9 protein-coding genes are annotated in these 12,478 nt (G+C 69.4%); 3 read left to right on the plus strand and 6 right to left on the minus strand.

Annotation, left to right across the window (positions count from 1 at the left end; genetic code table 11):
* Positions 1 to 288: 288 nt before the first annotated feature.
* Positions 289 to 1,182 (minus strand): lysophospholipid acyltransferase family protein, encoded by an 894-nt coding sequence (locus QHF89_RS46345; protein WP_232379977.1) that lies wholly within the window; start codon positions 1,180 to 1,182, stop codon positions 289 to 291.
* 340 nt (positions 1,183 to 1,522) lie between these two features.
* Here QHF89_RS46345 and QHF89_RS46350 point away from each other — a divergent pair, with 340 nt between their 5' ends.
* Positions 1,523 to 2,158: a response regulator gene (locus QHF89_RS46350; protein ID WP_136934646.1), complete on the plus strand. Its 636-nt coding sequence runs from the start codon at positions 1,523 to 1,525 to the stop codon at positions 2,156 to 2,158.
* 355 nt (positions 2,159 to 2,513) lie between these two features.
* Here the strand turns inward: QHF89_RS46350 and QHF89_RS46355 are convergent, their stop codons facing one another.
* From QHF89_RS46355 to QHF89_RS46365, 3 genes are all read right to left on the minus strand, one after another.
* Complete coding sequence (locus QHF89_RS46355; RefSeq protein WP_284721849.1) at positions 2,514 to 3,689, minus strand: hypothetical protein; 1,176 nt, start codon at positions 3,687 to 3,689, stop codon at positions 2,514 to 2,516.
* The gene (locus tag QHF89_RS46360; protein ID WP_136970876.1) at positions 3,686 to 6,418 is read right to left on the minus strand and encodes a hypothetical protein; all 2,733 of its coding nucleotides are present in this window, start codon (positions 6,416 to 6,418) and stop codon (positions 3,686 to 3,688) included. The genes QHF89_RS46355 and QHF89_RS46360 overlap by 4 nt, the downstream gene beginning before the upstream one ends.
* 91 nt (positions 6,419 to 6,509) lie before the next feature.
* A complete protein-coding gene (locus QHF89_RS46365; RefSeq protein WP_136970877.1) occupies positions 6,510 to 7,964 on the minus strand; it encodes an O-antigen ligase family protein in 1,455 nt (484 codons plus the stop codon).
* 131 nt (positions 7,965 to 8,095) lie between these two features.
* On the opposite strand from QHF89_RS46365, the gene QHF89_RS46370 reads away from it, so the two are divergent.
* Positions 8,096 to 8,728: a polysaccharide biosynthesis/export family protein gene (locus QHF89_RS46370; RefSeq protein ID WP_136935653.1), complete on the plus strand. Its 633-nt coding sequence runs from the start codon at positions 8,096 to 8,098 to the stop codon at positions 8,726 to 8,728.
* Between the two features lie 238 nt (positions 8,729 to 8,966).
* Positions 8,967 to 10,805 carry a M4 family metallopeptidase gene (locus QHF89_RS46375; protein WP_136970878.1) on the plus strand — a complete coding sequence of 613 codons (1,839 nt, stop codon included), beginning with the start codon at positions 8,967 to 8,969 and terminating at the stop codon, positions 10,803 to 10,805.
* Positions 10,806 to 10,865: 60 nt separating this feature from the next.
* Here QHF89_RS46375 and def read toward each other — a convergent pair whose 3' ends face one another.
* Positions 10,866 to 11,462 (minus strand): peptide deformylase, encoded by a 597-nt coding sequence (gene def, locus QHF89_RS46380; RefSeq protein WP_136970879.1) that lies wholly within the window; start codon positions 11,460 to 11,462, stop codon positions 10,866 to 10,868.
* A gap of 20 nt (positions 11,463 to 11,482) precedes the next feature.
* Positions 11,483 to 12,475: a hypothetical protein gene (locus QHF89_RS46385; protein ID WP_284721850.1), complete on the minus strand. Its 993-nt coding sequence runs from the start codon at positions 12,473 to 12,475 to the stop codon at positions 11,483 to 11,485.
* Positions 12,476 to 12,478 lie beyond the last annotated feature (3 nt).

Here is a 12,478-nt window from a genome sequence, read left to right on the forward strand (position 1 = left end):
AGCGAGGCGCTGGACCCGGGGTCGATGAACTGCGCGATGCGCAGTTCATCGAACAGCCGGGGTCAAGACCGGCGACGGGCCTGCCAGCCAAGGCCGCAGCGCTGACGTTTCAACCGGCAACGTGCACGCCGCATGCTTGAGACGCACGTCCGTGGTCTTGCCGCCGGCCCGTTGGAAGAACTGCGCATCGCGCAGTTCTTCCCCCTTCGGTCCAGGCCGTGCCTGGTCCGGGTCCAGGGGTGGACAACCCCTGGTCGGGGCCCGGGGTGAAACCCCGGCGCTACGCCCTCAAACGAAATGAAACCACTGCGTGGGGTTGTCGCGGAGGAATGCGCCGAGATCGTCCATCAGGCGCTGTGCGGCTGCGTCGAGGTCGTTTGGGGTGGGCCGGCGGGGGACGTGGATCGGGGCGTGGACTTTGGCCTCGTAGTGCATGAAGCCGAGGCGGCGCGTGAAGACGGGCATGAGGGGGGCGCCGCTCAGGGCGGCGATCATCAGGGGGCCCTCGGGCACCTGGAAGGGCGCGCCGCAGAGGGTGACTGTGCGCGTGCGCATTCCGGGCGGCGCGCGGTCGATCTGCATCGCTACGACGTCGTCTTGTTGCAGGTGGCGGAGCAGCGGCAGTGCGTCGAAGGCCGTCTCGCCGATGTGCACGACCTTGACGCCTGAGCGCTCGCGGAGCTCGTCTTGCATCGCGCGGGCTCGCTCGTCGCGCTCGCGGGCCATCACGACGACCACGTTTTTTGCGCGCACCTTGTGCAGCATCGGGCCTGCCACCTCCCAGCCGCCGAGGTGTGCTGTGGCGATGACGATGCCCTTCCCTACGGCGGCGCAGGCCTCGTAGTTGTCGACGCCGATCGCGTTCGAGAGCAGCCCCATGGCTCGGCCGCGTGGGGTCCCGAGCAGCATCGCTTCGGTCATGCAGCTCGCGTAGTTCGTGAAGACGGCGGCGATGTCGACGAGCTCGTCGAGGGGGGGGCGTGGGCCGAGGATGCGGCGCAGGTTCCTGCGCACGTTCTTGCGTTTTTCGTGCAGGCCGGTGGCGAAGGCGGGGCCGAAGAGCAGCGGGCCGTAGCGGAGCAGCGCTTCGGGGCCGCTCGTCACCACCTTGACCATCAGCCGACGGAGGAACGCGGAGTCGGAGCGGAGCTCCTCCGCGATGTGCCGGATGCCGCTCTGCATGGGGCGCTCGCTCCCTGGAGTAGCAGCTCGCTGGAAGATGTCAGGGGGAACGGAGGCGCGGGCCGCAGCGGGAGCGGACGCGGGGGCGTGCGCGGTCGCGGAGGTGCAAGACGATGTCGGCCGGGGGGCGTGGTCCGGCGCATGTGTACAGGTGAAACCGGCGCATGTGTACAGGTGCGGCCGGCGCATGTGTACAGGAAGAGGGTTTGCCCGGTGGTTCGTCCGGGCGTTTCGTCACGTCCGGATGGGTTTTTTCCCTCCTGACGGGGCAAACCCGACCCCAAAAGCGGGTTCGTTTCGAGGGGGTTCTCACGGTAATGGTGGGGCGAGGGGGAAAACCATGAAGCTCTTGCTGGTCGATGATCAGAATGTCGTACGGGAATCGCTGGCCAAGGCCCTGCGGGACGAGCCCGATGTCACGCTCGTCGTGGAGGCGGAGAGCGCGCGTGATGCGCTCTCGCAGAAGAACCGGCAGCCCTTCGACGTCGTCGTGATCGAGCTGTCGCTCGCGGACCGTTGCGGGACCGAGCTCATTCGGCAGCTCAAGTCGTTCGGCGAGACGCGCGTGCTCGTGCTCTCCACCTTCCGGGACGAGTTCCGCGTCGGCGAGGCGATGCGCGCGGGCGCGGACGGGTATCTGTCGAAGCGCTGCCGCATGAAGGAGCTCATCGACGCGATACGCACCGTGGCCAAGGGCCGCACCGCGGTCTCGCCCGACGTGAGCGCAGCCATGGTGCGCGCGCTCCAGCGGCGCGACGCCGCCCGCGGCGACGTGCTCGCATCGCTCTCCGAGCGCGAGCGTCAGGTCCTGCGGCTGCTCGCGATGGGCAGCAGCGCGAAGGAGGTCGCCGCGCACCTCGCCATCAGCGTGAAGACCGTCGAGACCCACCGCGCACGCCTCTGCGCGAAGGTCGCGACCCACAGCGTCGCCGACCTGACCCGCCTCGCCGTCCGGGCCGGTCTGATCGATATTTGAGCGCGGGTTTCGTCGGGAAGCGTCGCGCCGGGGCGCTGCCCCGGGCCCCGCGAGGGGGCTGTCCGCCCCCTCGACCCCGGACCAGCGAGGCGCTGGACCCAGGTTTGAAAAACTGCGCGGTGCGCAGTTTTTCAAACAGGCCGACGAAGAACCCGGGTTGCCAGCCGAACCGCGCCACGCGGCTGTCTGTCGTGGTGGGCAACGTCGTTGCCGGTCTTCACCGGGCCTGTTCGATGAACTGCGCGATGCGCAGTTCATCGAGCCTGGGTCCAGCCCCTGGCTGGTCCGGGTGCAGGGGCGGACAGCCCCTGCTGGGGCCTGGGGCGAAGCCCCAGCAAAACGGCCGCCGGCGAGCTCAGGCCTGACAGGCCCGCGCCGCCGGCGGAACCTCGTAATCACGGAACTCGAACGGATCCCCGAGCCGGCCATCCATGGCAGCGCGGGCGATGTTGTACATCTCCCGCGCCGTCACGTAATGCACCCGGAAACCTCCCTGCTTTCCCAGCCACGCGAGCGCTTCGTGGAAACGGCGCTGCGGGGCGCCGAGCAGGCTCTCGGCCTCGCGCTCGGGCGCGCCGTGCGTCGATAGCTTCACGAAGACCCATTCCGGCTTGCCTCGCACCGACACGCCCTGGTCGATCCAGCTCTCGAGCCGCGGCAGGGTCGCCGGATCCCGCGCCGTCAATGCGCCCGCGTCGATCCGGAGCGGCAGCCCCGGGCCCTGCCGCAAGGAGAGCGCGAGCGGCCCCTGCATGCAGAGCACCCGCTCCATGCGTCCGTCGCCCACGCTCGCCGGCCTCCCTCGCTCGTGCGCCTTGCGGCGCTTCACGTCGCCGGACGGATAATAGATGCTGTTCACGATCCGCGGCTGCGTCCGGTCCGGCGCCGACGGGAACGTGAAGTCGGCATAACAGCCGAGCTCGTGCAGGAGGTCGAGCTCGTCGTCCACGCCGCAATGTGCGCCGTCGGCACGCGAGTTCGCCAGGCACCAGTTGCCGTGGATGAACGCCCATCGATCCGCGCCATGCACCCGCGGCACGAGGCCGTGCCGGCCGAGCGAGACGAGCGCCTCCTCGAACTTCTCCCGCAGCGTGCTCCGCGTGTCCCGGTCGTGGTGCAGGTGCACCTCCACCTCGCCGAGCCCCATCGCCACGAGCTCGGCGAGGGGCTCGACGAGCGCCGGATCGTACTGGTCGCCCGGATAAAAAAACGTGTGCCGCGGGGGCCTTCCATTCGCGTCCCGCAGCGACGCGGCGAGCGCGGGGTATCCGCGCCGCCACGCCGCGACCCGGGTGAGCCCGCGCGAGAGCGGCGCCGCGCCAGGCGATTTCGCGTCGCCGGTCCAGAGCGGCTCGAAGTGATCGCAGATCGCCACGAGCACGTGCTTCGGCCGCACGACCTCGCCGAAGACGAGCCGCTCGACGCCGCGGACGAGCCGCGCCTCGGCCCAGCTCCCCATCCACGGCGCGAGCTTCTCGGCCCACGGCGCGATCCGCCCCGCCACCGCTTTGTGCGCGGCCTCCACCTTCATGCGCTCGCCCTCCTCTTCGGCGCGCCGCTCCACGTGCGCACGTCGTTCAGCACGACCCCGAACATACGCCGGTCGCCGAGCTGTTTTGCTGCGCGCGAGAGCTCGCTGCCCTTCGTCATGCCCGCGCGGGCGAGCAGGATGCAGACGTCGCTCACGTCCTCGAGCACGTTCGCGTCTCCGGAGCCGAGCACCGCGCAGCCGTCGATGACCACGTAATCGTAGCTCTCCTTCAGCGCGCGCACGGCCCCCTCGAACCACGTCGAATGCAGCGCCGTCGGGAACGCCGCCTCCGTCGCCGGCTCGGCGAGCACGTAGAGCGAGGCGCCGATGCGGAGCACGCTCCAGGGCTCCCATCGGCCGCTCATGTGCCTCCGGAGTTGCGCCGAGAAGCCCATCTCCTCGGGCACGCGCAGGCGCAGCATCGAGGCGAGCCGCGGCCGGCCGAGGTTGCCCTCGACCAGCACGACCCGCGCCCGCTCGGCCTCGGCCAGGGTCATCGCGAGCCGCGCCGCGACCGCGCTCTTGCCCTCGCCGATCCCCGGGGAGAGCACGCTCACCACGAGCGGGCTCTCGTCTCGCTTCTGCTCCAGCCGGTGCCGGAGCACGCGGAGCGCGCCGAGCACGGCGGGCGGCGCGCCTCGCACGAGTTCGAGCGCCCCTTCGTTTTCGGGGTCGAAGGGCATCCCCACGACCTCGACCTCCGGCGCGATCGCCATCGCGCCCGCATTCGGATTCCGCAGCGAGAGCGCAGCCGGCTCGCTCTCCGGCGGCAGCTCGTCCACGGCGTCTTCGTCGATGGGCTCGGGCGGTCGCTCCTCGTCCGCCGGCTCCTCGGCCGGCGGCGGTTCGCTCTTCGCCTTCGCGAGGTAGTCCGCGAGCGTCGCGCCGTAGGGCAGCGTTTGCATGCGGATCCGCTTGGACGGCAGCGGCTCGTCCTCGGGCTCCGGGGTGGACGGCGGCGCGCCGAGCGGCATGACGACGGGCTCGTCGGTCAGCGGCGCTGCCGCCTCCTCGAATCGAATTTCAATGGATCCGCTTTCCGGCGGCCGGCTCTTCGGCCCTGCGTCGGCGGGCCTTCGCGACGAGGGCGGCGGCGGCGGCCCCGACGCCTCCCGCGTCACGAGCGCGGTGCTCGTCTTCGGCTCGGGAATGTGGGGCACCGACACGAGCAGCGGCGGCTCGCCGAGCGCTTCGACGTCGCCCTCGTCGAGGATCGTCTCGCACAAGAGGACACGCGCGCCTGCATAGCCGAGCGCGAGGAACAACGCGACGAACGATCCGGCGAAGAACACGCGGCCGCGCCCGCGATCCGGCTTCACCGGCAGGTAGGCCGGATCCACCACGACGAGCGCCTCCTGGGCTTCCTCCTCGGCGGCCGACGCGCTCAGGCTCGCGCCGCGCTCCTTGTCCTGCACCTTGCGGAAATGGTCCCGCGCTCGCTCCAGATCGAGCCGCAGCTTGTGCCACTCGGTCTCGAGCTCCACGATTTCGGGATCGGTCGTCTCGGGGGCCGTCGCCGTTCCCGCGCCCGTGCCCAGGGCCGTCCCGGTGTTCGGGCCTGGGCTCGTGACCACGGCCCTGCCGCGCGGCCCGGCCGTCCTTCGGGCCGAGATCTGCGCGGCGATCGAGCGGCGCTCCTCCTCCAGCGCCGCGCGGCGGGCCGGCTCGATTCCTTCGCCCTCGACGGGAGGCGGCGCGACCCCGCCCGTTCGCAAGAGATCGAGCGTCTTTTCGGCGGTGGCGAGCGCGCTCCGCGCCCGCGACACCTTCGATTGCGCGGAGATCGCGTCCGGGTGCACGGGCGTGACCTTTTGCAATTTCGTCGCGAGGTCCGTCTCCGCCGCGGCGAGCGCGGCCGCGGCCGCGTCCCTTTGCTTTTGAGCGTCGCTCACGTTCACGGGCAGCGGCGGCGGCGGCGCGCCCGGCTTCCCCGGGCCGGCGAGCTCGGCGTCGATCTGCGCGAGCCTGTGCAGGAGCCGCGCGAGCATCGGGTCCGCGGGCGCTTTTTCTCGGCTGGCCTGCGGCGAACGATGCACCGGGTTCGCTTGCGGGGCCGGGGGCGCCGCGCCGGGCTGCGGCGCCGTCGGGGCGTAGGGCGAGTCGTTGATGCCCCACGTGAATTGCGGGTGCTTGGCGAGGAACCGCGCGAGCGCCCGGCTCGCGTCCTCGACCGCGCGATTGGCCTCGTCGAGCTCGCGGCGCAAGACGTCGTGGTTCAGCGCGGCCGTCGTGAGGTTGTCTTTGCTGTAGTCCCCGATCATCACCTCGGCGAGGCGCTTCGTGACCGACTGCGCCGTGGCCGGATCGTGGTGCGAGAACGAGAGCGCGAACGTGTCCTGGGTGCGGGCGCGGAAGGAGACGTTTTTTTGCATCTCCGCCACGGCCTCGAGCATCGATTTTTCCGCGAGCTCGGGATAAAGGTCGAATTCCTGGATGATCGACGAGAGCGTGCCGCGCGAGAGGATGATCTCCTTCAATCGCGGGCCGAGCCGCGCCGCGCGCTGGGCCGCGCTCTCGCCTTCCCGGCCGGCGCGCACGACCTCGCGGTACACGACCGTCGTCTCGCTCCGGTAAATGCGCTTCGTGGAGAGCGCGAGCAAGAGCGAAGCGAGGACGAGCGCCGCGGCGATGGCGATCGTGCTCCGCGCATATCCGCGCGTTCGTTTCATGAGGACGACGAGCCGCGCGAGTCGCTCGCGTGGTGTGCTCTCGGTGCTCAGGCGGACCATCTGCTCCCTCCGCGCTCGGGCGCGAGGGGCCTTCCGGCAATGACCATGCTCGGCGACTCCTCGCTCCTTTGGTTTGTCGAGAACATACGATTCAGCCCATCATGTGCAGCACGACCCACACGATCGGGAAGAGCAGGAGGCACGCCGCGCAGACGGTCGCGGCTTCGCGCATATCGATGTGCACCGAGAACCGTGGATCCTCCGCGCGCGCGGCCTGGTAGAGCGCCGCGGAGGCGCCGAGCAGCATGTAAAGGAATTCCTTGTACGACCACGAAAGGAAGAAGATCCCGACGTACGCGCCGAGGAGCGAGATCGCGAGCGCCGGCGCGATACGGCGGAGCTCCGCGTCCACGTCGTACGCGCCGAACCACAACTTCAAGGGCACCTTGAGGGCGCCGTAGAGAACGAGCGAAAAGAGGAACGCCCCGATGAGCCCCGTCTCCGCCGCCGCGAGCAGGTAGCTGTTGTGCGCCGTGAGCCCGCGCGTCGATTCGTCGGCGAACTGGCCGACGCCGAAGCCGATCCCCTTCGACTTTCGGATCATCGTGAGCGCCTCGGCCACGAGATCGAGCCGCTCGTCCGCGGACGCCTCGGCCTCCGCCCCGCTCCGCCCGCCGAGCAGGAGCACGGGCGGAAACGCGATGCAGCCAATGACGACGCCGAAGACGCCTGCGCGCCGGATGAACGCGAGCCCCATCACGACGAGGAAGACGAGGACACCCATGCGTGATTGGGAAAGGACGATCATCACGGCGAACGCAAAGGCGATGACGAGTGCTGGGACGACGCGGAAGATGGATGCGACGCCGGCGAGCAATCCGTCCGTGAGCAGGATCGGGAGCCGGAGCGACGCCGCGGTCGGCTTCTGGTTCGGATCGCGGGACGATCGTTTGCGTTCGGCGAACGCGAGCGCGAAGGGCAAGGCCATCACGGCGGCGAGCGAGAGCTCGTTCGGATCGGCGAGCGTGCCGCGATAACGTACGCGGCCGCCGATCGTGGCCGTGCCGAACGGACCGACCCGCTCGCAACGGTAATTCACGTCCGGCAGGCCGTCCTTTCGACAATCGAGCGCGTTCTCGCAGCCGCGCCCGTCGTACTGGAGCTCGCCTTTGCCCTCCCAGTCGCTTTTTTCGGCGATCATGCAGCCGAAGGGGCCCTGGGACTGGACGAGCGCGACCGTCGAGGCGAAAATCATGCAAACGAGGAGCGTCCAGCAAAACCGCCGCAGGCCCTTCGTCGTGCCGAGGCCGAGCGAGATCACGCCGAAGATGCAGAGCACGATGGCGAGCTCGGTCCCCTCCTTTTGCAGGACCGCGGGCTTGCGCACGAGCGTGACGAGCGCTCCCCACAGGAAAAACGCGAGGACGAAGGGGGCGTGCGGCGGGAGATCGACCCGGGCGCGACCGCGAAGGACGTCCACGACGAAGGCCACGGTGAAGAGCGCGAACACGATATAGAGGAGCGGCAGCCCGGCGAGGGCCGGCACGAACTCCTGGGGTTTCAAGACGACGAGCGCGCAGAGCACGCACACGATGATCGAAGCCATGTCCCCCGAGGGCGCGCCTTCGCGGATGGCTTTCCCGCGGCGCGCGTGGCCTCTTTCGTAGCAGGGGTCGGCGCTTCGAGCATTCGGGATCACCCTTTGCCACGGGTGACGCTGCTCGTCGGAGGAATGCCATGGATGTGCACGAAAAGAAGAGAATCGCCCGGGGCGTGAAGGGACGATTCGTGCGGGGATGCCTGGCGCTTCTAGGGCTCGTGGCCTCGGCGAGCTGCGGCGGCGCGCGTCCGACCTACGATTACACGACGGAACTACGCGTGATGCGGACGTACACCGTGGGCCCCGGGGACGTGCTCGAGGTGCGCGTCTGGCACAACGAGCAGCTCAGCCGCAGGGTCACGGTGCGCCCCGACGGATTCATCACGCTCCCGCTCGTCGGCGATATCGTTTGTGGTGGAAAGACCGTGGAGCAGATCGGCAAGGAGATTACCGAAAAGGGCCAGCAGTTCTACACGGAGCCGCTGGTCGTGTCCGTCGAGGTCGCCGAGCTGCACAGCTATCGCATTTACGTGCTGGGCGAGGTGACGCGGCCGGGCGAGTTCACGCCGACGGGGCAAGTGACCGTGCTGCAGGCGATCGCGCTCGCTGGTGGATTCACGCGGTTTGCCGCGCCGAACGAAATCGTCATCGTGCGCAAGGACGCGCATGGCGAGCGGCGGATCCCGTTCGCGTTCACGGCCGTGGTGAAAGGCGGGGATCTCCGCGAGAATTTGCCGCTCCTGACGAATGACACGGTGGTCGTTCCCTAGTGCACCCCTGGTCATTCGAGAGTGCATCCCGGCGTTCCAGTTCCGGTGAACGAGTGCGGCAAGATCGGTAGATGCAACGCGGTTGCATTGAATTGGTGATAAAATTTACCCATTACGGACAATTTTCGGCGCCGACAAAGACAGGCGTTGACACCAATCGCGAAAAAAAGGAAGGTCGGCATTCTCCGGGCCCCCGGATGCACCCGCCACGACCTTTCCCATTTCGAGGTGTCAGTCCATGCGTCATCGTCGCCTTGCCACGCTCGCTCCCCTGACGTTCCTCCTCGCCGCCTGCGCCGTCGATGGCCAGGACGTTGATAATCAGGCCGCTCCGCAGGATGAAAACGACAGCGTCCACGTCGGCCATGATGCCCAGGCGGAGAAGGTCGCCGCGGACCTCGCTCTTCAGAGGATCGCAGCCGAGCGGCCCGAGATCGTTCGGGGCGTCGGGGACCTCTCGGTCAGGCGCGTGCGTATCGACGAGCAGGGCGAGTCGGTGAACCGCTTCGTGCAGTCGATCGATGGCGTCCCGGTCTTCGGCGGCGAGGCGATCGTGCGCCTCGATCGGCGCGGCCAGCTCCAGACGGTGCGCGACTACTTGCACCGGAACCTCAAGGTCGAGACGAAGCCGACCCTCGCCGAGATCGACGCACGCAAGGCCGCGTACGGCGCGGTCGACGGCGTGGTCTCGCGCGAGATCGGCACGGATCTCCAGATCGTGCCCCGCCCGATGCTCGGCGCAGCGCTCACGTACCGCGTGCAGCTCGAGGGCACCCTGAACGACGGCTCGCCCACGATGCCGGTCGTCTTCGTCGACGCGCAGACGGGCGAGATCGTCGATCAGTACGACAACCTCCAGACGAGCAAGAGCCTCCAGACGTACTCGCTGAACAACGGGACGTCCTTCAACAACGCGACGCTGAAGCTGACCACGACGGGGACAACCACGACGGGCTCCGGGGATGCCGTCGTGACCCAGGCGCACGAGAACGCCGGCCGCACGTACGACTTCTACTTCAACAACTTCGGCCGCGACAGCTACACCGGCACGGGCACGACCATCAAGTCGTACGCGCACTACAGCACGGGCTACGTGAACGCGTACTGGGACGGGACGCGGATGGTCTATGGCGACGGCGACGGCGTCAATGCGTCGGCGCTCACGGTGCTCGACGTCGTGGCCCACGAGCTCACACACGCGGTCACGTCGTACGAGTCGAACCTGACGTACAGCTACGAGTCCGGCGCGCTGAACGAGGCCATGAGCGACATCTTCGGCGCTGCGGTCGAGGCGGCCCGCGACGGCGCCGTCTCGGCCAACACCTGGAAGATCGGTGAGGAGTGCTGGACGCCGGGCACGGCGGGCGACGCGCTCCGCTACATGAACGATCCGGCGCTCGCGGGCGACTACGACTACTACCCGACGCGTTACACGGGCGCGGATGACAACGGCGGCGTGCACTGGAACTCGGGCATCGCGAACCTCGCGTTCTACCTCGCCGTGGCCGGCGGCTCGCACCCGCGCGGCAAGACGAGCAACGTGGTGACCCCGCTCGCGTCGAACGCCGTGGAGAGCATCCAGAAGGGCGCGGCGATCTTCTACCGCGCCAACACGGACTGCCTCGGCGCAAGCTCGAACTTCGCGGCCGCGCGCACTTGCACGATCGACGCCGCGACCGCCCTGTACGGCGCGGCCGCAGCCACGACGATCGGCGATGCCTGGACGGCCGTGGGCGTGGGCGGCAGCAGCGGTGGCGGCACCGGCGGCGGGACGTACACGTCGATCGGCGAGGTGGCCGGCATCTCAGTTGGGAAGAGCAAGTGGAGCACGACGTACACGCAGGCGACGCCGGCCGGCGCGACGACGCTGAAGGTCGAGATCTCCGGCGGCTCGGGCGACGCGGATCTCTACGTCCGCAAGGGCTCTGCGCCGACGCTCACGCTCTACACCTGCCGTCCGTATCTCGAGGGCAACAACGAGGTCTGCGAGATCGCTGCCCCGAGCGGCACGTACTACATCAAGCTCTACGGCTACGTGGCGTCGTCGGGGATCACGCTGAAGACGAGCTACAAGTGATCGAGCGGTAGGCGAGGTGCGCCGCGCGGCAAACCCTGCGCGGCGCGCGCCCTCCCCTCCTTACGACTCCACCCCGAACACCTTCTTCACCTCCGCGACGGGCGCTTCGAGCCAGCGCGCGCCCATCTCGTCGTTGCACGAGAGCGTCCGCGTGATCATGCGATCCACGTAGAGCATGCCGCGCAGGTGATCCACCTCGTGCTGCAGGATGCGTGCGGGCCAGCCCCTCGCCTCCCAGCGGAGCGGATCGCCTTTCTCGTCGAGGCCCGTCACCTCCACCGCGAAATGCCGCTCGACGAGCGCCATGTACCCCGCGACGGACAGACATCCCTCGAAGTAAGTCGCTTTTTCCTCGCCGATCACGCGCAGCTCGGGATTGAAGACGACGGTCAGCGGGAACGGGGCGCGGCCGCGTTCTTCGCGTTGCTCTTTCGTGAGGCGCGCCATGCGGGTGGTATCGTCCTCGAGCACGATCACCTGCAGGCTCACGCCGATCTGCGGGGCGGCGAGGCCCACGCCGGGCGCCTGGCGCATCGTCTCGACCATCTTTTTCACGAGCAGGCGGGTGTCGCGGCTCGTGATCTGATCCCTCGCGACGGGCGCGGCGGCGGCGCGGAGGACGGGGCTACCGGCTTGTACGATCCTGGGCTTCGACATCGGGACGCGGGATCGTGCCCTCACCCGCGCGTTCGGCGCAAGGAACCGAACGCGCCGAGCCAGCGGGACGCGCCGCGGCCGAGCTTTTCCGTCGCGCGGCTCTTCCACGTCGCTTCGGGCAGGCGCGGCGCGGGGGCGGTGAAGGCGAACGCGTCGAGCCACGCCTCCCAGGGCGGCCGCCGAAGCACGCCGCCGAGGTCGAAGAGCGTGAGGTCTTCGAGGCCCGCCGCGCGCGCGATGGCGACGTCGTCGGCGAGCTCCGCGGCCGAGCGGTACGTCGCCTCGTCGCCGAGCGCCCCCTTCCCCACCGCCCCGAGCGACACGCCCGCCCGCGCCCCAAAGCGCGCGGCGGTGCGCAGGCACGCGGACGCGAGCAGGGGACGCACATCGTTGCGGGTCAAAAGGCCACGCGAATACCCTTCGATGAGCGTGGTGTAGACCATCACGCTCGCGTGATCCCAGGCGATGGAGCCGACGGGCGTGCCGAGCCATCGTTCGAGCCCCGACCTTTCGTCGTCCAACAGAACGAGCGGGATCACCGCGGCCGAGACGCGGATCGGGGTCGGGACACGGGCGCGCAGATCCCGCACGAGGGCGCCGAGGATCGCCGCGCCGTCGTCCGGAGGGGGCGCGCTCCTCGCCGGCGGATCGAGCCCGAGCATGCGGCGGAGCCTGTCGATCGGCGGTTCGAGATCGAGGGCGATCTCGTCAGGCAGGGCGCCTGCGGCGTCGAGCTCGCCGACGAGCGCGTGGACGTAGGAGGCGAACGTCGCCGCGTTGTCCACGCTCGCCCAGCGCCCGGCCGCGTCCGCGAGCATCGGCCAGACGGCGAAGGAGAGACCCGCGTCCCGCGCGGCCTGGGCGAGGCGCACGAGATCGGCGCGCGGGCCCGGCTGCGCCGCGACGATGAGGCCGATCTTCCGCTGGGCGAGCGCGGCGAGCACGGCGGGCGAGGTGATCTCGGCGTGCGTCACCATCTCGCACCAGATGCGAAGGCGTCGCGGGGTCGTCATCGT

The sequence above is a fragment of the Polyangium sorediatum genome, from assembly GCF_029946465.1.
Classification (GTDB): domain Bacteria; phylum Myxococcota_A; class Polyangia; order Polyangiales; family Polyangiaceae; genus Polyangium; species Polyangium fumosum.

What these genes read in the sequence shown, in the direction of transcription:
- QHF89_RS46350 (WP_136934646.1), top strand. Translation starts at nt 1,523, where the DNA reads ATGAAGCTCTTGCTGGTCGATGATCAGAATGTCGTACGGGAATCGCTG.
- QHF89_RS46345 (WP_232379977.1), bottom strand. Translation starts at nt 1,182, where the DNA reads ATGCAGAGCGGCATCCGGCACATCGCGGAGGAGCTCCGCTCCGACTCC.
- def (WP_136970879.1), bottom strand. Translation starts at nt 11,462, where the DNA reads ATGTCGAAGCCCAGGATCGTACAAGCCGGTAGCCCCGTCCTCCGCGCC.
- QHF89_RS46370 (WP_136935653.1), top strand. Translation starts at nt 8,096, where the DNA reads ATGGATGTGCACGAAAAGAAGAGAATCGCCCGGGGCGTGAAGGGACGA.
- QHF89_RS46365 (WP_136970877.1), bottom strand. Translation starts at nt 7,964, where the DNA reads ATGGCTTCGATCATCGTGTGCGTGCTCTGCGCGCTCGTCGTCTTGAAA.
- QHF89_RS46355 (WP_284721849.1), bottom strand. Translation starts at nt 3,689, where the DNA reads ATGAAGGTGGAGGCCGCGCACAAAGCGGTGGCGGGGCGGATCGCGCCG.
- QHF89_RS46385 (WP_284721850.1), bottom strand. Translation starts at nt 12,475, where the DNA reads ATGACGACCCCGCGACGCCTTCGCATCTGGTGCGAGATGGTGACGCAC.
- QHF89_RS46360 (WP_136970876.1), bottom strand. Translation starts at nt 6,418, where the DNA reads ATGGTCCGCCTGAGCACCGAGAGCACACCACGCGAGCGACTCGCGCGG.
- QHF89_RS46375 (WP_136970878.1), top strand. Translation starts at nt 8,967, where the DNA reads ATGCGTCATCGTCGCCTTGCCACGCTCGCTCCCCTGACGTTCCTCCTC.